At 28.7% G+C, this 26,256-nt stretch carries 20 protein-coding genes and 1 pseudogene; 2 read left to right on the plus strand and 19 right to left on the minus strand.

Translation table 11 applies throughout. From position 1 onward, the window contains the following. Nucleotide 1 precedes the first annotated feature (1 nt). The 11 genes from T514_RS0116980 to T514_RS0117035 all read right to left on the minus strand — a co-directional run bounded on the left by T514_RS0116980 (nucleotide 2) and on the right by T514_RS0117035 (nucleotide 12,771). The gene (locus T514_RS0116980) at nucleotides 2-769 is read right to left on the minus strand and encodes a CheR family methyltransferase (protein WP_027625850.1); all 768 of its coding nucleotides are present in this window, start codon (nucleotides 767-769) and stop codon (nucleotides 2-4) included. A gap of 2 nt (nucleotides 770-771) precedes the next feature. Next, nucleotides 772-1,875: a protein-glutamate methylesterase/protein-glutamine glutaminase gene (locus T514_RS0116985; RefSeq protein WP_027625851.1), complete on the minus strand. Its 1,104-nt coding sequence runs from the start codon at nucleotides 1,873-1,875 to the stop codon at nucleotides 772-774. A 15-nt stretch (nucleotides 1,876-1,890) separates the two neighbouring features. Beyond that, nucleotides 1,891-2,379: a chemotaxis protein CheD gene (locus tag T514_RS0116990; RefSeq protein ID WP_027625852.1), complete on the minus strand. Its 489-nt coding sequence runs from the start codon at nucleotides 2,377-2,379 to the stop codon at nucleotides 1,891-1,893. Between the two features lie 53 nt (nucleotides 2,380-2,432). Further along, nucleotides 2,433-2,879 carry a chemotaxis protein CheW gene (locus T514_RS0116995; protein ID WP_027625853.1) on the minus strand — a complete coding sequence of 149 codons (447 nt, stop codon included), beginning with the start codon at nucleotides 2,877-2,879 and terminating at the stop codon, nucleotides 2,433-2,435. 10 nt (nucleotides 2,880-2,889) lie between these two features. Beyond that, nucleotides 2,890-4,878, minus strand: coding sequence for a flagellar assembly protein A (locus T514_RS0117000; RefSeq protein ID WP_027625854.1), 1,989 nt, complete (start codon nucleotides 4,876-4,878; stop codon nucleotides 2,890-2,892). A 100-nt stretch (nucleotides 4,879-4,978) separates the two neighbouring features. Continuing rightward, nucleotides 4,979-5,797: an aminotransferase class IV gene (locus T514_RS0117005; RefSeq protein ID WP_027625855.1), complete on the minus strand. Its 819-nt coding sequence runs from the start codon at nucleotides 5,795-5,797 to the stop codon at nucleotides 4,979-4,981. Between the two features lie 158 nt (nucleotides 5,798-5,955). After that, the gene (locus tag T514_RS0117010) at nucleotides 5,956-6,609 is read right to left on the minus strand and encodes an HAD-IB family hydrolase (protein ID WP_034869515.1); all 654 of its coding nucleotides are present in this window, start codon (nucleotides 6,607-6,609) and stop codon (nucleotides 5,956-5,958) included. A 99-nt stretch (nucleotides 6,610-6,708) separates the two neighbouring features. Then, nucleotides 6,709-7,041: a DUF1292 domain-containing protein gene (locus tag T514_RS0117015; RefSeq protein ID WP_027625857.1), complete on the minus strand. Its 333-nt coding sequence runs from the start codon at nucleotides 7,039-7,041 to the stop codon at nucleotides 6,709-6,711. Between the two features lie 516 nt (nucleotides 7,042-7,557). Then, nucleotides 7,558-11,073: a pyruvate:ferredoxin (flavodoxin) oxidoreductase gene (gene nifJ / locus T514_RS0117025; protein ID WP_027625858.1), complete on the minus strand. Its 3,516-nt coding sequence runs from the start codon at nucleotides 11,071-11,073 to the stop codon at nucleotides 7,558-7,560. Nucleotides 11,074-11,465: 392 nt separating this feature from the next. After that, the gene (locus T514_RS26750; protein WP_156939979.1) at nucleotides 11,466-11,621 is read right to left on the minus strand and encodes a hypothetical protein; all 156 of its coding nucleotides are present in this window, start codon (nucleotides 11,619-11,621) and stop codon (nucleotides 11,466-11,468) included. Between the two features lie 79 nt (nucleotides 11,622-11,700). Continuing rightward, nucleotides 11,701-12,771 carry an undecaprenyldiphospho-muramoylpentapeptide beta-N-acetylglucosaminyltransferase gene (locus T514_RS0117035; protein WP_027625859.1) on the minus strand — a complete coding sequence of 357 codons (1,071 nt, stop codon included), beginning with the start codon at nucleotides 12,769-12,771 and terminating at the stop codon, nucleotides 11,701-11,703. Between the two features lie 333 nt (nucleotides 12,772-13,104). Here T514_RS0117035 and T514_RS0117040 point away from each other — a divergent pair, with 333 nt between their 5' ends. Further along, nucleotides 13,105-13,299, plus strand: coding sequence for an alpha/beta-type small acid-soluble spore protein (locus T514_RS0117040; protein WP_027625860.1), 195 nt, complete (start codon nucleotides 13,105-13,107; stop codon nucleotides 13,297-13,299). Nucleotides 13,300-13,437: 138 nt separating this feature from the next. Here the strand turns inward: T514_RS0117040 and T514_RS0117045 are convergent, their stop codons facing one another. The 3 genes from T514_RS0117045 to T514_RS0117055 all read right to left on the minus strand — a co-directional run bounded on the left by T514_RS0117045 (nucleotide 13,438) and on the right by T514_RS0117055 (nucleotide 19,493). After that, entirely contained in the window at nucleotides 13,438-15,834 is a 2,397-nt protein-coding gene (locus tag T514_RS0117045; protein WP_242850623.1) for a PAS domain-containing sensor histidine kinase, read from the minus strand. A 194-nt stretch (nucleotides 15,835-16,028) separates the two neighbouring features. Next, nucleotides 16,029-17,813, minus strand: a complete 1,785-nt coding sequence (recJ, locus tag T514_RS0117050; protein ID WP_027625862.1) for a single-stranded-DNA-specific exonuclease RecJ — start codon at nucleotides 17,811-17,813, stop codon at nucleotides 16,029-16,031. Between the two features lie 126 nt (nucleotides 17,814-17,939). After that, nucleotides 17,940-19,493 (minus strand): cell wall-binding repeat-containing protein, encoded by a 1,554-nt coding sequence (locus T514_RS0117055; RefSeq protein ID WP_027625863.1) that lies wholly within the window; start codon nucleotides 19,491-19,493, stop codon nucleotides 17,940-17,942. A gap of 163 nt (nucleotides 19,494-19,656) precedes the next feature. Here T514_RS0117055 and T514_RS0117060 point away from each other — a divergent pair, with 163 nt between their 5' ends. Next, nucleotides 19,657-20,466 (plus strand): dimethylarginine dimethylaminohydrolase family protein, encoded by an 810-nt coding sequence (locus T514_RS0117060; protein ID WP_027625864.1) that lies wholly within the window; start codon nucleotides 19,657-19,659, stop codon nucleotides 20,464-20,466. Nucleotides 20,467-20,489: 23 nt separating this feature from the next. Here T514_RS0117060 and T514_RS0117065 read toward each other — a convergent pair whose 3' ends face one another. The 5 genes and pseudogenes from T514_RS0117065 to T514_RS0117085 form a co-directional block, all read right to left on the minus strand. After that, complete coding sequence (locus tag T514_RS0117065) at nucleotides 20,490-21,308, minus strand: TIM barrel protein (RefSeq protein WP_027625865.1); 819 nt, start codon at nucleotides 21,306-21,308, stop codon at nucleotides 20,490-20,492. Nucleotides 21,309-21,391: 83 nt separating this feature from the next. Beyond that, the gene (locus T514_RS0117070; RefSeq protein ID WP_027625866.1) at nucleotides 21,392-22,486 is read right to left on the minus strand and encodes a GerAB/ArcD/ProY family transporter; all 1,095 of its coding nucleotides are present in this window, start codon (nucleotides 22,484-22,486) and stop codon (nucleotides 21,392-21,394) included. Nucleotides 22,487-22,555: 69 nt separating this feature from the next. Beyond that, nucleotides 22,556-23,667, minus strand: a pseudogene (locus T514_RS27210) (Ger(x)C family spore germination protein). Next, complete coding sequence (locus T514_RS27215) at nucleotides 23,657-24,748, minus strand: GerAB/ArcD/ProY family transporter (RefSeq protein WP_027625868.1); 1,092 nt, start codon at nucleotides 24,746-24,748, stop codon at nucleotides 23,657-23,659. Before T514_RS27215 ends, T514_RS27210 begins: the two are co-directional and overlap by 11 nt. Continuing rightward, complete coding sequence (locus tag T514_RS0117085) at nucleotides 24,738-26,237, minus strand: spore germination protein (protein WP_027625869.1); 1,500 nt, start codon at nucleotides 26,235-26,237, stop codon at nucleotides 24,738-24,740. The genes T514_RS27215 and T514_RS0117085 overlap by 11 nt, the downstream gene beginning before the upstream one ends. Between the last annotated feature and the right edge of the window lie 19 nt (nucleotides 26,238-26,256).

A 26,256-nucleotide genomic window follows, 5' to 3' on the forward strand; every position in this document is an offset into this window, starting at 1 on the left:
CTTATATCTTTCTATATATAAATGTTGAGGCTTTTTCAAAACCAAAGTCTTTATAATTATAAATACTTTCTGTTGCTCCTACAAAAAGCAGACCATCTTTTTTTAAGGATTCACTAAATTTCTTATAAATCTTATCTTTTATATCTGCATTAAAATATATTACCACATTTCTACATACTATTAAATCAAATCCTGTATCATATCTATCTAATATTAAATCTTGCTTTTTAAAGGTAACCATACTTTTTATTTTACTGTCTATTTCATAAAAGTCTTCTTTCTTTTTGAAATACTTATTAATTTGCTCATTGCTCACATTTTTTATTTCAGAATCAGCATAGCATCCCCTTTTAGCCCTTTCTAATATTGTATTATCTATATCTGTTGCTAATATACTATGTCTTCCTGTAGGTGCTATTTCATCTAAAATCATGGCTATGGAATATGGCTCTGCACCTATGGAACAAGCTGCACTCCAAATTTTCAAGTTCTTATTTTTAGGTAAAAGTTCTGTTTTAATTTTATTTCTTAGATCATTAAATATTTCTGGATTTCTAAAAAATTCAGATACATTTATAGTTATAAAATCCAAAAACTTTTGTCTTTGGTCTTTATCCTTTTTTAGTAATTCTATATATTCTTCTACAGTGCCTACTCCAACTCTAGACATAAGACTCAAAATTCTTCTATGTAACTGATTAGGCTTATAAGCTTTTAAATCTATCTTAAATTCTTTGAAAACCCACTCTTTAAAATATTCTAAATCCATAATTACCTCCAGCTTTCTCTAACTATCCTTATTAGTTCATCTGATATATTGTCAAGTGGTAAAACCATATCTACCATACCAGTTTCAAAGGTGGCTTTAGGCATTCCATAAATTGTACAGGTAGATTTATCTTCTGATATTGTTATTCCACCATTTTCTTTTACCTTTACTGTTCCATCTGCTCCATCCTTTCCCATACCAGTGAGTACCACACTAACTAATTTATCCTTATATACCTTTGATGCAGATATAAAAAGCTTATCAACAGCAGGTCTTACTCCCCAAATGGTTGGATCTGTATTTAAATGTATTTTTTTATCCATTCCTACTTCCATATGGAAGCCTCCCGGAGCTACGTAAACTGTATTCTTTTCTACTATATCCCCGTCACTAGCTTCTATTACTTTTAGTTTGCTATTATTGTTTAATCTATCTGCAAAAGCCTTTGTAAAAGTAGCTGGCATGTGTTGTACAACAAATACAGGTATATTTAAATTTTCTGGCAGCTTTGTTATTACTGAATATAATGCTTTTGGTCCTCCTGTAGAAGCTCCTATAACTATTGCTTCTATCTTAGTCCCTAAACTTTTTCTTATTACTTTATTCACTTTTACCTCTTTATTTTCTCTATGCTCAATTTCTTTTACAGTAGTGGCTTCTTCAGAATATCTTCTAATTTCCTTTTCTTCACAACTTTCCTCACATTTTTCATAAGCTAAATTTATCTTTGTAATAAGGTCGTTTTTAACCTTATTTATATCTAAAGATATAGTTCCTGAGGGTTTGGGAATAAAATCAAAAGCCCCCTTCTCTAAACAATCCATAGTTAGTTCTGAGGATTTTTTTGACATACTACTTAAAATTATTACAGGAATATTAATTCCTCTTTTTTTCATTTCTTTCAATGCTGATATACCATCCATAATTGGCATTTCCGCATCTAAAGTTATTACATCTGGAGTAAATTTTTCTATCTTTAAAAATAAATCTTCACCATTTCTTGCAGTAGCTACAACTTCCATGTTAAACTCTGAATTTATCATATCAGAAATTATTTTTCTCATTAAAGCGGAATCATCTACAACTAAAACCTTTATCTTTTTCAATATTTATCAACTCCATTATATTTCTTTTACACCCATTCCAACAGTCTTTATTTGAACTACGCCATTAGAAGTATCAAAAATCATTGTCCTTCCTTTATTGCCACCTATATCTTCTGCTAGTATTGGAATTGAAAATTCATTTAACACCCTTTTTACTGCAATACCATTTCGGTTCCCTATATCCATTACCATACTTTTATCAGAGAAATTAAACATAGAAGCTCCACCTGCAATTTTGGCTTTCATATTTCTCTTATTTGCACCTTTTGATTCCATTTTTTCAATAAGTATGGGAATACCCAAATCTGCAAATTTGAGTGGATTTGTTACATTGCTAAACTGAGTGCTATCTGGTAGCATTATATGGAGTAATCCTCCTACACCCTTAATTTTATCATACAACGCTATACCTATACATGAACCAAGCCCTACTGTTATTATTTTATCTGGTGATGTAGCTACATTTAAATCTGCAATCCCCACTCTATATTCTTTAACTTCCATAATATGCACCTTTCATTTTTTTAAATATTGATTTATAGCTGTGAATGTTTAAATTAAATAAGACTTTTTTCTTCTTCTGTAAGTATATTTCCTAAATTTAAAAAGATTATAATTTTCTTATCTATTTTTATAAGTCCTTTTATATATCTTTTGGATATTCCTGATACTATTTCTGGTGGCTCTTCTACATTATCTTCATTTACATCTCTTACTTCAGAAACTATATCTACTATAATACCTATTTTGTTGTTATTTTGTTTTGCTACTATTATCTTAGAATCACTTTTTCTTTCGCTTTCTTTTAATCCAAATCTTCTACTCAAAGATATTACTGGTAAAATATTTCCCTCATAATTAATAACTCCATCTACAAAACTTGGTGAGTCTGGGAGTTTTGTCGGTTCTTCAAAGCCTAGTATTCTCTCTACTTCCATAATATCCGTAGCATAGTATTCATCATTAATATTAAATATTAATATTTTTAATTCTTTACTTGACATAACACGCCTCCTATAACACAAATTTATCTATTATTAGTTCATCCTTATTATCTATGTAGGCATGGATATCTTTACTTGGTCTTTCTAGTAAATATTCTTTTTGCCCTATTATAAATATTGTATTCTGATATGCTATATCAGCCCATATATGACCACTTTTCTCTACAATTAATTTTGTAGATACTCCACCTTCACTTCCTACTGTTTTACATTTTATCTCTCTTTTAGCTTTTAGTTCCCCACCTCTAGCTATACTCTTGTCTTGGGTAAAATATATTGCACCATTTGCATCTAAATTTGATACATATTCTCCTTTACCTGATACTATTATATCTCCTGAACTACTAATAGTTGAATCTTGGCAATAACTTATCTTTACATTTACAGGCAAAGCTAATTCTCCCTTTACCCTATTCATGATTTCACTACAAGAATTTATAATATCTTGTAATTCTACATAATGTTTTATATTAACAGGACTTAATCCTATTAATTTTCCTCTTATCATTGGAAGTAATATTTCTTCCCCTTGTACATCATCTATTAAAATTATATTTTTAATAATACTTCCACATAGAATAGGCAGATTTTTAAATTTGTTTTCAATTAATATTTTTATTATTTCTCCGTCTTTTCTACCTTGTCCAAGCAAATCATACTTTTTAATTTCTTCTACTGTTTCCATTAACCTTTTAAGATTGTCCTTCATTTTGGTTAAGTCATCTATATAATCCAGTTTTAATACATCTTGTCCTCCACCTATAATATTGGACGTTATTATATTGCCATCAATGATAATATCTCCTTTTCCTTTTATCATTGATCTTTCTACCTGCTTTTTTATAGTTATAGAATTACCTGATAATATTTTCATTCCTTCTTTTACAGCACCATAGACTATAATATCTCCTACAAACTCGATATTACCAGTTTTTAAATCCACATCAGATTTCACTTCATGAATCTGATACACATAAAAAGCATTATTTCTTACACATGGTTTTCCATCTATAGTTGCGACAATTGTATTATTACCCTGAAGCTGGCATCCATCTCCTGTTTTTATTTTAATTTTTTTACCCGTTTTACACTTTTTCACTTTGCCAGTAATATCCTTACCATTCTTTCCTGGAGCTCCTTCAATTTTTACTGCTATCAAGTCTCCTTTTTTAACAGCTTGTACAGATCCTATGCTCTTAAAGTCTACTTTTCCTTTTTCATCTTCAATTAATTTTTTTATACACTCATCAATGGGAAATTTGTATTCAATAATATCATCCTTCTCATCTAAAGGATGATCTCCTTTTGCTATAGGTACACTTATACAATCTTTTTCTACATTTTTAGAAATATTTTCTTCTATTATACCATAAATCACCCCGAATTTGGATAATTCTTCTTTAACTTCTGCTAATGTATATTTATTAGGCATAATCTGTTCTTTTAATGTTTTTTCTAAATGCACAGTGTTATTTTCATTACAATCTTTAAGTGTATAAATGTTTCCTGGAGTATAAGTCAAACTCATATAAGCTTCCATTTTTTCATTATCCATGCTTATATCTAAATGCCTAGTAGGCACTACTTTCTCTAAAAATACTTCTATTGATGATTCCTCATAGATCTCTACTTTTCCAGAAACCTGTTTTCCATCTATATTAACCTTTATAGATGGATCAATTATAATACAGGCTGGGGCTCCACCTTCTATAGGATTAGTTACTATAACCTCTCCATTTTCTATCTTTACCATACCATCATTTTGATCATATGTATCCTGTTTATTATTTATATTATCAGTCTTGTCCAAAATAGTTCTCATTTTTTTTTCATCATTTAATTCTTCAGAACATTGAACTTTAATTGTTACTTTTTTACAAAAGAAACCATTTTTCTCTTCAATTATTTCATATTTTAATTTATCTTCCTCAATATTCAAAAGCTCACAAGCTTCTTTTATACATTTTTCTAAACTTACCGCCTTAAAAGTATCCTTCACATATATCCCCTCGCTCACACCATAATTTTAACCCTTAAAATATGATAAAACCCCTTTTTATAAACTATCGTTATTTTATAGCCATTCTTTACTTTTCGATTTATTTTAAATTAAATTTTATATATTTTTTAACTTTTTCGTTGAATTTCGTCATTATGGATTTTATCAATTGATTTTCTGAAGAATTTAAAACTATATTATCAATTTTCTTTACAGGAAGTATATCAAAAGGAGTACTTGATATAAACATCCCATCAATATTTCCAATTGAGCTACAGTTTATTTTCTCTTCTATTAGCTCTATATTTAACTCTTTGCATATTTCAAAAATGGTTCTTCTTGTAGTACCTGGTAGCACATCCTGAACTGGTGGTGTTATTAGCTTATTACTTTTTACTATAAATACATTTGATTTACTTCCCTCAGTTACATCTTTGTTTTTATCTACTAATATAGCTTCGAATATATTTTTCTCCTTTATAAATTTATCTAAATCTCTTCTAAATTCTATATTCAATACCTTAGCATTAGGATTTATTCTTTCCCTATTATATAAAGCCACATCTATACCCTCTTTATACTGTTGTTCTGCAGGAAAATTCTTTTCTTCAAAGAAAACTATAAAATTATTTTTTTCAAAATTAAAAACAAATTTTATGCTTCCTTCCTTTACTTTATTCTCTTTTATAAGTTTATTTAAACTTTCTTTTATTTTTGAATCTGAAATCCATGGTTTTACATTTATAAGTTTTGCCGAATTATGAAACCTTTCTAAATGTTTTTCTAAAAACAGTGGTACTTCTTCTTTTATCTTTATAACTTCATAAAGACTTGTTCCTCTTAAAAGTTCTTCCTCGTCAAAACAATTACTACTTATTAAATCATCGTTAAATAAAAAATAATTATTAGTTATTCCCACTTTAACATCCCTCTCTTTTTTTTAATGAAGAATTAATAACGAAAAATTATAGATTATATTTTAACTACATCAAAACCATCTTAAGCTGTTCTTATTTTTTTGTTAATGTAATTAAAAAACTTCCCTTACTTTTTATTCTTCGCTCTTCACTAATAAAACTACTTCCATCTAAGTATCTTTATTTTATCATGCTTTTTTCTATAATTAATTAAATATGGATTTCCTACTAAATTAAATAAGGGCAAATCTGCTAATGAGTCAGAAAACATATAAGAATTTTTAAAATCCACTTCTATATTCTCCTTTTTTAATACTTGCATTAGTCTATTTACTTTTTCTTCACCCTTGCAGTTTTTTCCTTCTATTTTTCTACTAAATATTCCATCATTCAAAGTAAATTTGGTTCCTATTACTTTATCTACTATATTTATATTATACAATTCATTTAAATAAAATTCAGCTGAAGCTGATATTAAATATATCTGACATCCTTGTTTTTTTAGCTTCTCCATAGTATCTATAGCATCTTTATACAATATTTTACTTAAACGCTTTTCATAAAATTCTTTAACCAATTCTTTCATATCATCTTCTTTTACACCATCTATAAATGATATAAAGTTTTCCTTAGCTTTACCTGAATCATATATCTTAAATGCATAAAAAAATGCAGCCTTAAGACTTCTAGGAATATGTTTAATAAGATATGGTCTTTTTCTCAATAAAAACATATAAAATTCTATTAATGTTTCTCTTTTAGTTAGTGTAAAATCCACATCAAATATTGCAAGTTTTACTTTCTCATTTTCCATTATTAAATCCTCCCATTAGTTATTTATTCTTTATTATTTGCTATTTATCCTTTTTCTATTGAAAAAAGAACCTCACATATGTGGGTTCTTCTTAAAAAATTATTCTTCTGTATTATCTAAAGTTTGATAATATGAAGATACTTCTTCAAACTCTTCATCCTCAGGGATTACAAGTTCACTATTTTCTTCATCTCCAATAACTTTAAATAAATATACTGAACCATCTTGTGGATTCTGTACTAATACATATTCATTGTCCTTATACTCAAATCCATCAACAACTTCACAAGTCACTACGTTGCCATTTTCGTCCTCTAAATCTACTACTAAGGCACCATGCTCATGATCATGACCTTCGCATCCACAGCCACAACCTTCACTTTCGCAACTTTCACCTTCACAACCGCAGTTATATAATTTTTCGTTATCCATAATATTCATCTGGTATTTAAAAAAACCAGATTTTCACCTCCTTTTCGGTTATGGTATAATTTTAACCTTAAATCCAATATTTTAAAAGACCTTTTTTAAAATATTTTTTTAAATTATAAATAATCCCTAGCAATTGCTAAGGATTATTTATATTAATATGCTTAAAAAGATCTTTTTATATTCTTAACTATTCTTTTTACACCTTTCTCTATACCATCTGTCATATCATTAATAGCCATCTTCATTTTTCTTTTCTTCATCATTTTTCTAGCCATTAAACTCATCTCCTTTCAAAAGAAGTTATATTTTTATTTTCTCTCTATACATATATTTAATACTAGTAAAACCAAGTTCATTTTAGTGATTAATTCCTTAATTTTTTAAACAACAAATAAAAAATTTTATCGTAATATTAATGTGAAAAGATTATCAATATTTATCTCTTTACTCTTTACTATTTAAGCCATTTAATATAAAAAAGGAGATCACTTAATGTGATCTCCTCTTATATTAAAATTAAACTAATCTTCTGTAGCTTTCGTATCTGCCCTTTGCATCTTCTTCAGTCTTAGCATATAGGCTATCTGCTACTTCTGGGAATGCTTTCTTTAATGAAGCATATCTTACTTCACCCATTAAGAAGTCTTGGAATTTGCTCCAATCTGGTTCTTTTGAATCAAGTGAGAATGGATTCTTTCCTGCTTCTTTAAGTTCTGGGTTGAATCTGTACATCTGCCAGTATCCGCAATCAACGGCTCTCTTCTGTTCTAACTGGCTGCATCCCATACCAACTTTTAATCCTTGGTTGATACATGGAGCGTAAGCGATGATTAATGATGGTCCATTGTAAGCTTCAGCTTCTTGGATAGCTTTTAATGTCTGATTCTTATCAGCACCCATAGCTATCTGTGCTACGTATACATAACCATAGCTCATAGCCATCATTCCAAGGTCTTTCTTCTTAGTCTTCTTACCTGAAGCAGCGAACTTAGCTATAGCTGCAGTTGGAGTAGATTTTGATGATTGTCCACCAGTATTTGAGTAAACTTCTGTATCAAATACGAAGATGTTAATGTCTTCTCCTGATGCAAGTACGTGGTCAACTCCACCGTATCCGATATCGTAAGCCCAACCGTCTCCACCAAATATCCACTGTGACTGTTTAACTAAGTAATCTTTGTGATCAAACATGTCTTTTACAGCTTCATTGTTGTTCTTTTCAGCTTCTAATAATGGAAGTAAAGCTTCAACTGCTTTCTTTGAACCCTCTCCATCATTTACATTATCTAACCAAGTCTGTAAAGCAGCTTTTAATTCAGCACTTACAGCGCCCATAGCTTCTTTAGCATCCTTTTCTAATCTTTCTCTTATCTGTTTAGTTCCAAGTAACATACCTAATCCGAATTCAGCATTGTCTTCGAATAATGAGTTAGCCCATGCTGGACCTTGTCCTTTATGGTTAACTGTGTATGGTGTTGAAGGAGCTGATCCTCCCCAGATTGATGAACATCCAGTTGCATTAGCAACCATCATTCTGTCACCAAATAACTGAGTTATTAACTTAGCGTATGAAGCTTCTCCACAACCAGCACAAGCTCCGTTGAACTCTAATAATGGTTGTTCGAACTGACTTCCTTTTACAGTCATCTTGTTCATTGGATTTTCTTTTGGTGATACTTTACTCTTAGCATAATCCCAGTTAGCTTCTTCTTTTAACTGAGTTTCAGCTGGCTTCATAACTAAAGCTTTTTCTGGAGCTGGACATACGTCAGCACAGTTTCCACATCCAGTACAATCAAGTGGTGATATGATCATTGTGTAGTTTAATCCTTCAAATGTCTTTCCACCCTTAGCAGCAACTAATTTCATGCCTTCTGGAGCATTTTTAGCTTCTTCAGCATTTAATAAAGTTGGTCTAATAACAGCGTGTGGACAAACGAATGAACACTGATTACACTGAATACATTTGTCTGCCTGCCATTCAGGAATATTAACAGCTATTCCTCTCTTTTCATATGCAGCTGTTCCCTGTGGGAATGTACCATCTTCATATCCGTTGAATGCTGATATAGGAAGTGAATCTCCTTCTTGTCTGTTCATAACATCAACGATGTTCTTTATGAATTCTGGTTTTTCTTTTTCTTCTGCTACGAATCCTTCAGTAGTTGTTGCCCATGATGCTGGAACTTTAACTTCGTGAACTGATTCAACACCCTTGTCGATAGCAGCGTTGTTCATGTTAACAACTTTTTCACCTTTTTTACCGTATGAAGTTACAACTGCTTCTTTTAAGTATTTAACAGCATCTTCTACAGGAATGATGTTGGCTAATTTAAAGAATGCTGATTGCATGATCATGTTAATTCTTCCACCAAGACCTATTTCCTGAGCTATTTTAACTGCGTTCATAGTACAGAATCTGATGTTATTTTTAGCTATGAAGTTCTTCATTGAAGCTGGTAATTGTGCTTCTAACTCTTCATCTGACCAAATACAGTTAAGTAAGAAAGTACCATTTGGTTTTAATCCAGTAAGTACATTATATTTATGAACGTATGCTTGGTTATGACAAGCAACGAAATCTGCTTTGTTTATTAAGTAAGGGCTCTTTATAGCTGTCTTACCAAATCTTAAGTGAGATACAGTTATACCACCAGATTTCTTTGAATCATATGCAAAGTATCCTTGAGCATACATGTCAGTGTGATCTCCGATGATTTTGATAGCACTCTTGTTAGCACCAACAGTACCATCTGATCCAAGACCCCAGAACTTACATGCTGTAGTTCCTTCTGGTGTAGTATCAACATCTTCTCCCATTGGAAGTGACTTAAATGTTACGTCGTCAACTATACCAATTGTGAAGTCATCCTTTGGACATTCAGCTTTTAAGTTTTCATATACAGAGATGATATGTCCTGGTAAAGTATCTTTTGAACCTAATCCATATCTTCCTCCAACTATAACTGGTTTCATATCTTGGCAGCTATAGTATGCTGACTTAACATCTAAGTATAAAGGTTCTCCAATTGATCCTGGTTCTTTTGTTCTATCTAAAACAGCGATCTTCTTAACTGTGCTTGGCATAGCTTTGAAGAAGTGCTCTAATGAGAATGGTCTATAAAGATGAACTTTAAGTAAACCAACTTTTTCTCCTTGAGCCATTAAGTAATCAATAGTTTCTTCGATACAGTCACAAACTGAACCCATAGCTACGATTACTCTTTCAGCATCTGCTGCTCCGTAGTAGTTGAATAATTTGTAATCTCTTCCTGTTAATTTGTTGATTTCATTCATGTAATGTTCAACAACCTGAGGAATTCTATCATAGAATTTATTACAAGCTTCTTTACCCTGGAAGAATATATCTGGGTTTTCAGCAGTTCCTCTAGTTACTGGATGATTTGGATTTAAAGCTTTTGCTCTAAATGCGTTAACACAATCCATATCAACTAATTTAGCTAATTCATCATATTCTAATACTTCTATCTTCTGTATTTCGTGTGAAGTTCTGAATCCGTCGAAGAAGCTTACGAATGGAACGCTACTCTTTATAGTTGATAAGTGTGCAACTGCTGCTAAGTCCATAACTTCCTGAACACTGCTTTCAGCAAGCATAGCAAATCCAGTCTGTCTTGCAGCCATAACATCAGAGTGATCTCCAAATATGTTTAATGCGTGAGTTGCAAGTGCTCTTGCACTAACATGGAATACGCATGGAAGAAGTTCTCCAGCTATTTTATACATGTTAGGGATCATAAGTAATAGACCCTGTGATGCAGTATATGTAGTAGTTAATGCACCAGCTTGTAATGAACCGTGAACTGCTCCAGCAGCTCCAGCCTCTGACTGCATTTCCATAAGTTTAACAGTCTGTCCAAAAATATTTTTTGTTCCTTGTGCAGCCCATTCATCAACATGTTCTGCCATTGGTGATGAAGGTGTAATTGGGTAAATTGCTGCTACATCAGTAAATGCATAGGATACATATCCGGCAGCAGTATTACCGTCCATAGTTTTCATTCTTCTCATTGAAAATTCCCTTCTTTCTATAGATTATGTTACATAAAATAATATTTAAAAATTTTGTAGAAAATCCACAAAATTTATAATAAGCTAAAAAACTTGTCCTAGAATTTTAAATATTACAGAATAAATGACCACCTATACTAATATACACCAAAAAAATAAATATGTAAAATATATTTATCATATTTTATATTAAATATTACTTTTTATCTAAAGGTTTTCTTAGAGTTTATATTATTTTTAAATTACATATAAATTTTCTATGTAAAACCTTTGCAAAGCTATTATAACATAAAATTTTTATTATTGTACACTTTTTTTATTATAAATACATCAATATATAAAATAAGTAATATTGCGAATTTTTTCAAAAATTATAAAGCAACTTTTTTAGATTACAAAACACAGAGTACAGATACAGTAGTTTTTCTTCCATCACCATCAACATTTATAGAAAAGCTTAGATTTAATATTAGTACACTTACACATAGTAAAATTAAATAAAAATTCATTTTAAATATAGTTAAAATAAATAATTTAAAATTTTTCATAATATTAATGAAGAAAATTCTCCTTATTTGTACTCTATGCTCTTTATTCTATATTCTAAAAAATTTTTCTTTAACTTTTTTACTTTGAATACTTTTCAATAAGTCTTATAATATTATCCACCCCATTTTGCGCTGGACTTTTTTCCATTGCTTTTATATACTTATCTTTATCCTTATAAAGTGTTTTTAAATTTTTTATAAGAACTTCACTAGTCAATTCTTCTTCTTGTAGAACTACACTATATCCAGCTTGTTTGAAAGATTGTGCATTTAATATTTGATCTCCTCTACTGGATTTTTTTGATAATGGTATTAATAGATTTGGCTTTTTTAAAGCTAGTAACTCAAAAATCACATTAGCCCCTGCCCTTGATATGACAATATCCGCTGCATTCATAAGATGAGGCAGTTCTTCTTTCACGTATTCAAACTGCTTGTAACCAACTGTGTTCTTAAGTTTTTCATCCATATTGCCCTTACCACAAATATGAATTACATTAAAATCTTTTAATATATTTATTAATACACTTCTTATACTATCATTTATAAACTTTGAACCTAAACTTCCCCCTATTATAAGTAATATTGGTTTATCTTCTTTAAAACCACATATTTTTATTCCCTCTTCTCTTTTTCCTGTAAAGAGTTCTTCTCTTATTGGAGTTCCTGTTAATACTCCCTTTTGTCCCTTTATACTATTTAAAGATTCAGGAAAAGTTACACAAACTTTTGTGCAATAAGGAATAGATAGCTTATTTGCAAGTCCTGGAGTAATATCTGATTCATGTGCGATAACCGGGACTCTATTTAAATATGCTCCAATTACTACAGGTACAGATACAAATCCTCCCTTAGAAAACACTACATTAGGCTTTTCTTTTTTTATTATCTTCTTAGCCTGACATACTCCTTTCAACACTTTAAAAGGATCTGTAAAATTTTTTATATCTAAATATCTTCTAAGTTTACCACTAGATATTACATGATACTTTATTTTTTCATTTTCTATAATACCTTTTTCTATTCCATCTTTTGTTCCTATATATTGAACTTCATAACCTAGTTCTCTAAGTTTGGGTATTAAAGCTAGATTGGGAGTTACATGTCCTGCCGATCCGCCACCTGTTAAAATTATCTTCTTTTTTTTCAAAATAATCACCAACCCTCTTTTTCAGTGAATAATTAATAGTGAAAAATTAAGAATAATGGACGTTACTTTTACATTAAGTAAAAATAGGCCAAATTATTATTTTACTTTTCCTAAACTTCCTTTACTCTTCTCTATTCATTCTTCACTTTTTCAAGTATCATTTTATATTATTCAAGTAGTGTTGTCCAATGTTATTACTTTTAATAAATTTTTCATAAACTTCAAATATACACCACCTTGTGTACAAACTACATCTTGTACCTATAAGTCACTAATATATTTGCTTCAAATATGGTTAAGATAATACTACAAAAGAAAAAGGAGGTAGTAAATATGGCAAACAGAAGTAATAGAGTTTTAGTACCAGAAGCTAGGGAAGGCTTAAACAGATTCAAAATGGAGGCTGCTAAAGAAGTAGGCGTTAACTTAACAAATGGATACAATGGAAACCTTACTTCAAGAGAAAATGGATCTGTTGGCGGACAGATGGTTAAAAGAATGGTAGAACAGTACGAAAGAAATTTATAATAAAAACTTAATAATTAAACCAGTGAAAAGTAAATGCTTTAGGATAGTTTCTTCTAAGAAATTTACTTTTCACTAAACTCTAAAAAGACATATAGTGTTTTAGTTATTAAAGCACTATATGCCTTTTAAATTTAAAGTTTAGTTTATATCAGACATCTCTATATTTACTATATCTACAAAGTTATCACTTAATGTAGCCCATGAACTTATGGAATTAGAAATTTTAGAATGTTTATCTAAAACAACAATAAATTCTGATCCTTCTGATTCCTTGCTTTTTACATAAATACTTCCCTTCATGGCTTCCACAAATTTTTTTACAACCGTAAGTCCTAATCCTAATCCCTCTGCACCTCTTGAAAGAGTACTATCTATTTGAGTACATCTATCAAATATTGAATCTATCTTATTTTCAGGTATTCCTATGCCTTCATCTTTAATAGTTAACGTAAAATAATCTTTCTTCACATCAATATACACATATATATGTTTATTGTGTGGAGTATATTTTATAGCATTTGATAGAAGGTTTAATAATATTCTCTCATATTTTTCTTTATCAATTACAACCTTACACTCTTCTTCATTAGTATCAAATATAATATCTAAACCTTTAGTTACTCCATAAGAGTTTACTAAGTTTACTATTCTTTCAGTTTCCATTACCACATCAAATTCTTTATTATTAACACAAAGCATCTCTTCCTCAGCTTTAGATATATCCATTATATTATTTGTTAACTTAAGAAGCCTGCTACAATTTTGCTTTATTCTATTAAAGGTCTTGTCTATATTTGGGGTAATTTCTTTACCATATATGTTATATGCTAATTGTAATGAAGAATATATTATAGTTAACGGAGTTCTTAATTCATGAGATATTATAGTTAAAAACTCATCCTTCATTTTATTTATTTTTTCTAATTGGTGATTATGATTTACTTCTTCAGTGACATCTACTCCATGTATATATATTCTCATACCATCATTTTTTATCTTATATGGTGTTATTCTCATTTTATAATATTTTTCTTTATTCTCTATTGATTTTACAGATAAAGGTGGTAAAATAACCTCCTTATTACTTTCAACAACTTTCAAAAGCTGCTTTATAAACTCCCTATTCTTATACTCTGAAAAAACGTTTAAAATATTATTTCCCACAATATTTTTTGCAGAATATTTTTCATTAAATACAGAACATAATATTTGTTCAAATTTTTTATTAAGTAATCTACCTGTAAATCCAGGGTAATCTAAAACAGATATAGGAACATCTAATGTATTTAAAACATTTTTTACAAACTGAGCTTGTTCTGCTGCATATATTTCATTAAGCTTTTTATCTGTAATATCTTTTAAAGTTATTATAGTATATATGAGTTTACCATTACTTTTTATTATAGGATTACTATTATATTCTATGTATTTAATATGCCCTTTCCCAATTTCCTCTAATTTTAAAACTAAATTTTTTATTGGTATATTCTTCATATGGTAATCTCGGAAAAATTCCCTTAAACTTTTACTTTCAGCATATTCTGGTGTTATGGTATATTTTCTTTCAATATTGTTATAATCTAACAGTTCTATTTGCTTTAAATTAAGTATATTACAAACAGCATTATTGCAAAGGGTTATTTTATGATTATTATCTATTACCAAAATTCCTTCTGATATATTATTTATAACATCCTTTAAATGCATTAAATGCTCTTTTTCTCTTTTTCTAAGTATCTCAATAATATAACATTTAGTCTTAAATTCAGTAGATAGGGCTAAAAACTTTTCTCTTTCTTTTCTTTGCTTTAACGTATCAATATAGGATTCAGTTATATCACTCCAAATACACATAGCACCTATTATACAATCATCTTTTGTAATTGGAATAGTAGTTGTTTTAATATATTTATCAACACAGTTTATATTACACAATAATATTTTATCCACAGAGCAAATACCTGTTTCTAATGTTTTGTACAATGGTAAATCTTTAATTTCTAATAATCTGCTATTATTATCATATAAGTTGCAATGTTTAATTATATGGAAAAGATTTTGCAACTCTCTTATTCCAAACTCTTCTAAACTGTGATAAGCTTTTTGATTCATGTATTTAATGTCTCCATTTTTGTCGGTAATACATACAAAATGAGCAAATGATTCTAAAATATTTGTATTTATAATGAAATTATCGATTATATTTTTATTTGTTTCCATTAATGGCGTATTACTTGTATCTATTTTGCTTGTAAATATCTGTATACTATCACCTATTATATTTATGTTTATATCCATAAAAATATCTGGATAAACCTCTACTTCCCTTAAATATGTTTCACTATCATTATACTTACAATTACAAATTGTATTTATCACTACATTAGGCAAAATAAAGTTTGATAGTTCCCTTCCTATAATATCACCAGAAATATTAAAATTACTTTTAAATCTATTATTTATATATGCAACCTTCAAAGTTTCTACTTTTAGTATCATCACTCCAAAGGGAATGCTATCATATAATTCATACATAAGTTTTCCCCCGTATATATAAAATCCATAAATGTTTTAATATGGTAACACAAAGCTAATTATTTAGGCTATATAAAAATATAGCCTAAATAATTAAATGTTCATAATATAAATCTAGAATTTGAAAATTTTACTCTAACTTATATTATATTCCTAAATTTTCTATGCACAACACTTTGTACTAAATTTTATGTCTATTTTTTACTAAGAGAACTAAATCTATAATCTACTATTCTAATTTGCGTAGATACATATCCATTATATTCATTTATATAAGGATAAAATATGAAGTCCATCTTAATATTTTGTGGTTTACTTATTATATCGTCATAACCACTACCATACTTTACCTTAAGATCATCATCAAATTCTTTTCCTCTTCCAAAACATAATCCATCAATTTTATTAAAACTATTACCTATTCTTAAAGTAAGTTTAACAGTATTTCCATCCTTACCCAATATACTTATTCTATCTAACGTTACATTTTTCTCTGCAAATAATGGAGAAGAATTTCCTTTACCAAAAGGCTCTAACAATTCAAGTTTTTTTATTAAATCTAAGGATACATGTCCTAATTGAAGTCTTTTATCTATAGAGATTCTAGGTATCATATCTTCATCAGTAAGTTTGCATTGTTTGTTTAATAAAGCCCTAAGCTTTTCTATATTCTCTTCTTTCAAAGAAAGTCCTGCTGCCATTGGATGCCCTCCAAACTTTTCTATTAGTTCCTTGCATTTAAGAAGTTCTTCAAACATATTATATCCTTCTATGGATCTTCCTGAACCTTTAGGCATATCCTTTCCTCTAGTTAAAACTATAGTTGGCACATTATACTTTTCCTTTATTTTACCAGCTACTATACCCGCTATACTTTCATGAATGTCCTCTTTATATATTACAAACACCTTATCATTTTTTAGTGGGGTACCTTCTATAATTTCTTCAATAGTTTCTACACTTCTTATTGTCATTTCCTGTCTTTCCATATTTAATGCATGAAGCTTTTTTGCTAGTTCCTCAGCTTTTTTTACTTCTTCTGTTAAAAGTAATTCCACAGAGAGATCTGCAGTTTCAAGCCTTCCTGTAGCATTGATGCAAGGTCCTATAATATAACCTATATGGTAAGAACTTAAATTTTTATCTTCCAAATTTGTTTCTTTCATTAAATGCTTTAGGCCTAAATTTTCTGTATTTCTTAAAATTTTTAATCCATTCTTAGCTATAATTCTATTTTCATCCACTAGATCAACTACGTCACATATTGTACCTATGGCAGCATACTGAAGTAATTCATATAGATTTTTTTCATCTATATTCATGACAGAATATAATGCCTGAACAAATTTTAAAGCTATTCCAGCTCCACATAATATTTTAAAAGGATATGTACAATCACTTCTTTTAGGATTTACTACCGCATCAGCTTCAGGTAATATATAATACCTTTCTCCTTTTTCATCTTCTTTAAAACTTAACTCATGATGATCTGTTATTATTACCTTCATCCCCAACTGTTTTGCTAATTTTATCTCTTCTATAGCTGAAATTCCATTGTCACAGCTAAGTATTATATCTACGCCTTCCTGTTTTAATTTCTGTATTCTTTCACTATTCATCCCATAACCTTCCCCTTCTCTGTTAGGGATATGATATATAAAATTGCCTTTACAGTTCTTTAGGGCCTTATATAGTATTACTGTACTAGTAACTCCATCAGCATCATAATCTCCATATATTGCAATTTTTTCTTTGTTCATTATACCTTCTTTTATTATTTCTACAGCTTTATCCATATCCTTCATTAAAAAAGGATCATAAAGATCCTTTAATGAAGCCTTAACAAATCTATCTATATCATAAGGAGTTTTTATTCCTCTATTAACCAAAATATTAACTATAACAGGATCTACTCCAGTTATAGCTGATAATTGTTGTATATTTGCACTATTACATTTTATCATCCATTTTCCCTTCAACATTTATCACCTCTAAAACATTATATACTAATTTGTAACAATTTCGTAGTATAAAAAGGTTGCAAGGCAACTTTTTAAATTCTCTATAAAATGAAAAAATCCTTGGGACTATCCCAAGGATTTTTTCTAATTCATAATATTTTTAAGGTCTACAAGTTTTTCTTCTAACTTATTAATACTCTGCTTATCATCTTCTAACCCAGTAATCTCATTAAAACCATTAACATTTGTTTCCTGGATTTTTTGTAAATATTCATCAATTTTGCTTTCATCTTTAGAACTAATAGCATTCTTTATATCTTTAAAACTATTTTCATAAGAACTTATCATTTGAATGAGTTTATCTAAATTTTTAACTTCAATATCTATGCTATTTGTGTACTCTATTCTAAATATTTCAAGACCATTTAAATTCGTCATATTAGCCGTTTCATTTTTCAAGTTAATCAAATTTTCTCTATATGCTATTAAAGTAGTTTTATAATTATTATAAGCTTTTTCAAATTTATCAAATACACCATAAACTTTATTAGGATCTTCTAAGTCCGCTAAAATATCTTCATTAAAAATACCATCAATAATATTCATAACATTATTTGCAGTGTTTGTACTGTCTGTTGTATATTTATTACAATTGCCTAATAGTCTATCAATATAATCTCTTTCTTCCTTAGTTATATTTTCTGACCCTTTTAATAAATACTCTATTGTGAAATCAACAGAACCCCTTCCTCCAAGCAGGTATATGTTTTTATAGCTTTTACCGTCTAAAAACTCCTTTTGGCTAGTTATATCCTGACCATTAGTAAGTATTATTGGGGCATTAAATTTTGTAGCTAAAGCACTTCCAGATAAAGCGTCAGGAAAATTTGTACCATTAGCAATCACTGCTGCATCTGTATCCATATTAAAATACTTACATACATTAAGTGACGTTTCATATCTAGTTTTTCCTGCTAACTTTATTATTTTCTTACTCTCTAGTGAAGGTACTAGTGTTTTTATTTCATTAATTACATTATCTCCTACAGAGGCATATCCACCTATTACATATACTTCACTTGGTGCAATAGTTTTAATCATGTTTTTAGCTTCATTTGATAAGTTAGAATTGGATGTCATAATTATAGGATAACCTTTAGAAGCCGCAATACTTGAAACACTAAGAGCATCCGCAAATCCATAAGCATTTGCTATAACTATAGGAGTATTCTTTTCTACATTCGTAAAGTTTACAATATGTTTATTAGTTTCAAATCTATTTTTTCCACCAAGTCTTACAAAATTTTTGTAACCTTGAGACTTCATATTATTTATAAACTCTTCATTTACAGATGCTTGTCCACCCAATATATATATAGTTCCATTTTTATCCAAATGATTATTTATATATTCTATACAATCCTTACTTTCATTAGCTGTACTACCTATTAATAATATAGGTGCATTTAACTTTTTGGATAATACACTTCCAGCTAAAGCATCGGGAAAATTCTTTCCACTTGCTACTATTACATTTTCCAAGGTATTACTATTAAATTTATTTGAAATATTAACTGACGTCTTATATCTATCCATTCCATATAATCTACTAACATTGTAATTATTTTGTGCATACACTGTATTTGAAATTCCTACCGTAATGATCGCCGCAACAACAAGACTTAATATTTTTTTCATTAAGTTCCACACTCCTAATTAATCTATAATAGAATCCTATCATATTACCATAATATTTACATTATGATATTTGTGGGATTCATGTAATATTTAGCAAACTCATTTATGAATAAAATACATAAATAAAATGAAAAATATAATTATAACTATTGGAGGCGATTTTATGAAAATTCATCTAAATAATCAATATGATAAATTAATATATTATTTGATGGTATATCCATGTAAATATGAAATAATTGACCCTGGAAATCCATATAAAAATAAAATTAATTATCACCTAATGTACTCCCAATACAATAATTTTGTTAATTTACTTATAGAAAGTGGAATAAAGGTACAATTTTTAGATATAATGGATAGTCCTTCTCAAGTTTTCTCCAGAGATATTGGCTTTGTAGTAAAGGATATACTTTTTATTTCGAAATTAAAAAGTCCAGAAAGAATAAATGAACCAAATGCTTTAAAAATATTTGCAAAGAAACATAATTTAAAAACATATGAAATGAAAAATAATATAGAAGGAGGCGATGTAATACTTCATGATGAAGTAATGTTTGTAGGCATGAGCAGAAGAAGCACTAGAGAAGCTTGTGATGAAGTTCAAGAAGTTTTAGATAAAGAAAACATAGATGTAAAAGTACTTCCCATAAACTTTGATAATCATAAACTTCATTTGGATTGTGTATTTAATACTATTGATAGAGATAATTGCATAATTTCTGATTATGTTTATGATGTAGATATAATAAAAAAATATATGAAAAACTTAATTAGAATAGATCATGAAGCTGCAGATAAGCTTGGTTCTAATTTTGTTTGTTTAGGAGATAAAAGAATACTAACTAGTAACGAAAATGTAAAAAACATACTATGCGAATACGGTTATAATGCCATATATTCAGATTATAGTGAGGTAATAAAAGCAGGTGGAAGCTTTACCTGTAGTACTTTGCCTATACTTAGAATTTAAAAAAAGTGCATTTCGCACTTTTTTTATAATGAGTAATAGTATTCTTTTAATAAAAGAGCATCTTTCTCAAGAATTGGACTTTCACAAATAATACAACCTTTTATATCAAAGGTTTTGAAAGCTTTTAAACAATCTATATAATTAAAATCACTTTCTTCAAATGGAAGATGATTTCTTTCACCCTCTTCACTATAGTTTATTCCTGACAAATGTATATGAATATCCTCTAAAGCATCATATCCTAGTTCATTTTTTATGTAATCAAGTATTTCAGCAAAATCATCATAATTCTTTAAACTACCATTATACCTAGCGTGAACATGAGAAAAATCAATACAAGGTTTACAAGTAGTTATTTCTTTGCAAAGAGCAACAATTTCTTCTACGGAACCAAATTGAGTTCCTTTTCCTGTGGTTTCAAGTCTATAATCTACACCTATGTTAGGAAGTTTAGATAAATTCTCCTTAATACTATTGAAAGCTTCTTCCTTTGAAGATTTTAGATAAAAACCAGGATGAAATATTAAACTTCTGCCTTGTACCTTTTTTAGTCCCTCTGCCCCTTTCACTATTCTTTCCATAGATTTTTCCTGTTTTTCTATTTCCTCTGCATTAAGATTTATATAATAAGAACCATGGGCGGAAAGATAAAAATCATTTTCTAGTTTAGATGCTAAAACTTCGTCTTTATTTTTATCTGTAATATTTACAGAGCGAACAAAAGGAAGCTCCATGGCATCAAGACCTATATCATTTAAATATTTTATACCAGTTTTATAAGTAAATTTAGTAGAGCCATCTCCTATAGGAAGGCCAGATATACCAAATAATAATTTATCCAAAATACCACAACCCTTCAAAATATTAATTTATAATATTTTAAACGTTGTAAAGCTTTAAGTCAAACTTTCAAACATGTATAGTTTTAGACCGAACTGTTTTTCTTTTTATTATTAATCCAAACAAATATAGCAATTAAGGTAATAAAGAATAGATTAAATCCTACACATACTGGTATTATTTTGCTCAAAATCTTTCTAGCCTTAACTACATTTCCATATAGTCCTGATATTACAACAATAAACGGAAAAGTTAATACTACAAATATTTTTCTATGTACTTTTTTCGTTATCTCACTTAATCCATGAGCAAAAATAAAATACTCATTACATATATTCTTAAACATGGTTAAAGCCCATAAAGACATAAATATGTATCTAAAAGAATTTATAACAGGTACCATTATACTTTCTGTAATAGTAACTAACGGCCATATAAATAGTAATGAAGTATCTATCCCTAAATAAAGTATATCTATAATAGTAAATGTTGCATATACTGCTACACAAAAAGCAATACTCTTTAATCCACATGCTTTTAACCTAGTATTATTTTTAAGAAATGGATAAATCAAAAAAATTATTTCTATTCCAGCGTATGCAAAAATAGTTTCTTTTGTCCCCTTTACTATATTCCATATTCCACTTCCAAATACAGGTCTTATATTTAAAATACTGCCATCTTTTATAGCTTCTAAAGGTATTAAAAAGATAATAATTGTGGAAAAAAATATAATTTCATTTAGTCTACCTATAGTTTTAGTTCCCTGATATGCAGTATAGGCTATGCTACAATACATAACCATTAGTATAGTCCATTTGTTTAAAAATGGAACTATGTATATAGTTAATACATTGTATACACCTGATGCTACCTCTGTAGTTAAAAGTCCAAAATATAAAACAAAAATTAAATTAAAGATATTTCCAAATATCTTTCCAAAAAACTTTTTGCTTAATGCAAGTATATCTTCATTGGGGTAACTTTTACTTACATAACTTGCTAAAAATACTATATATAATGGATAAACTGCTCCTAGTATAGCTGATATCCATCCATCTTGTTTTGAAATTTTTATAACATCATTGGGCAAACTTAAAATACCTATACCTATCATGCACCCTATTAGCACTAAAGTAAATTCCATTTCCGTCAATTCATTTTCTATATTACTTTTCATTAAACTTCTCCCCTAAACTTAGGATAATATAAACAAAGTTCTTGACTTGGGATACAATTACTCTATCTATTAATAATCTCCTCTGCCTTGACTATCCACTTTAACTTTTACATTAACTTTAATTTCAGAATTTAATATCTCCTTATTCCAATCTACTCCCTTTTCTCTTCCATACTTTGCAGCAGCAATATTTCCAAGTTGCAATACATCAACTTTATAATTATCCTTCATCTCACCTATAAATTTTTCACACTTTCCCTTTACTTGTTCTTCCATTTCTTTTTCAAATTGCTTTATTACTTTAGGATCAGTATCTAAATCTTTATACAATTCATTAGATACAATAGGTCCTTTAAGATTAATATCTATTACAAATTTATATTTATTCCCTTGTTTGGAGCACTTAACCTTTCTTTTAGCTTTAGGGTAAAAATTCACATATTCTTTAGAATTTTTTTGAATAGTTAAAATGCCTTTTCCTCCATTCTCCCTCAATAAATTTAATACTTTAACATCTTCCATTGCTAATTTTCTTATCATTTTATCTTTATTAAAAACGGCTAATCCTGTTATTTTTAATTCATTATCAACAATATCTATATAAGGTAAAACTGGAGTTTTTCCTTCTGAACTTGACAAAATAATAAAGTTCATTAAAGTATAATCTTCGGGGAAAAAATTAAATTGATTTAAATGTTCTATTAATGTGCCTATAAACTCCTCAGTTCCACTAAACTTTTTAACTTCATATTGCATTATGTCTTTTGCTTTGCCATTACATACTACCATTCTGGCATTATCATTTACTGATGGATTATTAAGTAATATATCTATTATATTGCTTACACCAAACCTAGCAGCTTTTTCACTAACAATTAATGCCTTTTCCAATCCTAATATAAATCTTTTACTGGATTGTAATTGCCTTCTATTTCTAGTTTCCCCTAGATTAATGGCATCTGCAATTACCAATTTACTTTCATTTTCAAATTTACTTTCCGAAAAATATATTCTCAATGGAACACTATATAACACCCCACTATCAGGTCCTTCTTCTATGTCATAACCTATAGCATTGGGAATATTTAACTCCTCTACAACAGCCCCTCTTTTACCAACTAAATTGGCAACTACTATTAAGATAAAACAAATTATAAGTATTTTTTTTTCTTATTTTTCACGTTTATCACCTTTCCCTAAAGCTATCAGTATAGCTGTAATGGAAACAAATATGATATTATATGCTGCATATGGTGGAAAAATCATATCTAAAAAGGTTCTTCTCTTAGCTGGATTGCCATACAGGCTAGATACTATAACCATCACTGGATAAAACAATAGCACCCAATTTTTTCTGCTAACTTTTGTAAATATTTTGCTAAATCCATAAGTAACTAAGTAATAATGTACAGTAATACACTTAATCATAGTCATTGTCCATAGTGATAAAAATATATATCTAAAAGAATTTATTATAGGTATTTCTATACTTTCAGTTACCGTTACTAAAGGCCATAAAAATTTTAATGCAGCATCCACTCCTAGATATAATATAGTGATTAAAGTAAACAAAGTATATATAATTGATATAAATGCTACACTTTTAAAAGCTATTTTTTTAATGCTAACATTTTCATCTACAAATGGATACACTATAAATAGTATTTCTATTCCAGAATAAGCTGTAGTTGTTTCTTTAATTCCCTTTAAAATATTTTGCACTCCTGCTCCAAATATTGGCTGCATATTTGATATATGTGATTTTTGAATTGAAAAAAAAGGTACTAAATAAACTAAAAACGTAATATAAAATAATATTTCATTTAATCTTCCTAATGCTTTAGTGCCACTATAAACAGCATAAGCTGATACTAAAAACAATAAAGTTAGTATGTTCCAAACACCTAGAAAATTTACTATATAAATTCTTATTGCATTGCTTATACCTGCTGCTACATCTGTTCCAATTATAAAAAAAAATAATATAAATACTAAATTAAATATATTGCCAAAAAATTTACCGTAAATATTTTTGTTTAAATCTAAAATATCTTCTTTAGGATGCTTTTTTCTCATATAATTTGCTATAACTATCATATATATGGGATAAATTGATCCAATTAAAACAGCTATCCAACCATCTTGCTTTGCTGACTTTATTGCACTTCTTGGTAAATTTAATACACTTACACCAATAATACTGGCTATAATTATAAAAGTGAGCTGACTTGGTGTTAAAACATTTTCCTCCTTATTCTCCATGCTTTTTCCTCCTAAACAAGTTCCTAAAGTTGCTTTGTCTAGTTGGATTGGAATTTGGTATAATTTCAGGTCTTTTATTCATCTTCCATAGAGGTGCTCTTATAAAGATATCCTTCATATCACCTTTATATAATTTAAAGTAAGGTACTCCATAACTTTCTAAAGTACATAAATAAGCTATTATAAAAAACCATCCTACTGCAATTCCAAACATACCTAAAAAGTTGCCTAATATTAGCATTGGGTAACTTATTAATCTTACTGAAAGTGCCATTTCATAATTAGGTATTAGAAAAGTTGCTACTGTGGCAATACCTACTACAAGCAATGTTGTAGAACTAACTATTTTTGCCTTTATTGCTGCATCGCCTATGATTATACCTCCAACCACACTTAGAGTTTGCCCTATTTTAAACGGTAGTCTCAATCCACCTTCTCTTAAAAATTCTACAATTATATTCATTGATAATATTGACATAAATGGAGTTAGTGCTATACCTCTTCTTGCTTCAATAATAGCTCCTAAAAACTTAAAGGGAATTAATTCTGCATTGAATTTTATTAGCGTTACATAAATAGCTGGCATTGTTATAACTATAAAAACTGCAATATATCTAATTAACCTAGTAAATGAAGATATTAATGTTCTTTGGTTATAATCTTCAACCGCTTGAAAAAACTCGAAAAATATTGTTGGAAATGTTAGTACAAATGATGTTCCATCAACAATAATAGCAATTTTACCTTCTAATAAGTTTGCTTCTACTATATCTGGTCTTTCTGTAGGAAAACTTTGTGGAAATATACTATATGGATTACTCTCTATAAATTGTTCTAACATTCCACTTCCCGTAAAGCCATCTACATCAATAATACTTAATCTTTGCTTTATATCATTTAGTATTTCCTTATCAACTATATTATCAATATACATTAATACAACGTCTGTTTGATTTCTTCTTCCAACAACTAATCTTTCCTCTACTAAATTGTTATCCTTTATTTTTCTTCTAATCATACTTATATTTGTTTCTAATTTTTCTACAAATCCTTCCCTGGATGCTCTTACAGATGTTTCATTAATAGGGTCTGAAATACCTCTATACTCTCCTCCTGTAGTATCCAGTATAATATATTTTGAAGTTCTTTCTAAAACAATTACTGTTTTTCCTCTTTTTATATTGAATATAACTTTATTTATATCCTCTTCTATGAAAGCATTACTAACAGATATATATTTTTTTACAATACTATCCTCTAAGTTATCTATAATGCTTAAATCTTCTTCCACCTCAAACATCAATGGCTTAAGTATATCTCTATCTATGGTCTGTCTATTTGCTAATCCATTTATATATAATATTGCTGCAGTTAGATTACATCCCTTTCCTATTACAAATTCTCTTACTATTAATTCACTTTTTTCTCCAACTAACCTTTTAATAAACTGTATTTTTTGTTGAAGTTCATTTAAATTGTTATTTTCCATAGATATCTCATCCTTCCAT

The sequence above is a fragment of the Clostridium lundense DSM 17049 genome, from assembly GCF_000619945.1.
Classification (GTDB): Bacteria; Bacillota; Clostridia; order Clostridiales; family Clostridiaceae; genus Clostridium_AO; species Clostridium_AO lundense.

Coding starts and splice junctions, on each gene's coding strand:
- T514_RS0116980 (WP_027625850.1), bottom strand. CDS start 769: ATGGATTTAGAATATTTTAAAGAGTGGGTTTTCAAAGAATTTAAGATA.
- T514_RS0116990 (WP_027625852.1), bottom strand. CDS start 2,379: ATGGAAGTTAAAGAATATAGAGTGGGGATTGCAGATTTAAATGTAGCT.
- T514_RS0116995 (WP_027625853.1), bottom strand. CDS start 2,879: ATGTCAAGTAAAGAATTAAAAATATTAATATTTAATATTAATGATGAA.
- T514_RS0117010 (WP_034869515.1), bottom strand. CDS start 6,609: ATGGAAAATGAGAAAGTAAAACTTGCAATATTTGATGTGGATTTTACA.
- T514_RS0117015 (WP_027625857.1), bottom strand. CDS start 7,041: ATGGATAACGAAAAATTATATAACTGCGGTTGTGAAGGTGAAAGTTGC.
- nifJ (WP_027625858.1), bottom strand. CDS start 11,073: ATGAGAAGAATGAAAACTATGGACGGTAATACTGCTGCCGGATATGTA.
- T514_RS26750 (WP_156939979.1), bottom strand. CDS start 11,621: ATGAAAAATTTTAAATTATTTATTTTAACTATATTTAAAATGAATTTT.
- T514_RS0117040 (WP_027625860.1), top strand. CDS start 13,105: ATGGCAAACAGAAGTAATAGAGTTTTAGTACCAGAAGCTAGGGAAGGC.
- T514_RS0117045 (WP_242850623.1), bottom strand. CDS start 15,834: ATGTATGAATTATATGATAGCATTCCCTTTGGAGTGATGATACTAAAA.
- T514_RS0117055 (WP_027625863.1), bottom strand. CDS start 19,493: ATGAAAAAAATATTAAGTCTTGTTGTTGCGGCGATCATTACGGTAGGA.
- T514_RS0117060 (WP_027625864.1), top strand. CDS start 19,657: ATGAAAATTCATCTAAATAATCAATATGATAAATTAATATATTATTTG.
- T514_RS0117070 (WP_027625866.1), bottom strand. CDS start 22,486: ATGAAAAGTAATATAGAAAATGAATTGACGGAAATGGAATTTACTTTA.
- T514_RS27215 (WP_027625868.1), bottom strand. CDS start 24,748: ATGGAGAATAAGGAGGAAAATGTTTTAACACCAAGTCAGCTCACTTTT.
- T514_RS0117085 (WP_027625869.1), bottom strand. CDS start 26,237: ATGGAAAATAACAATTTAAATGAACTTCAACAAAAAATACAGTTTATT.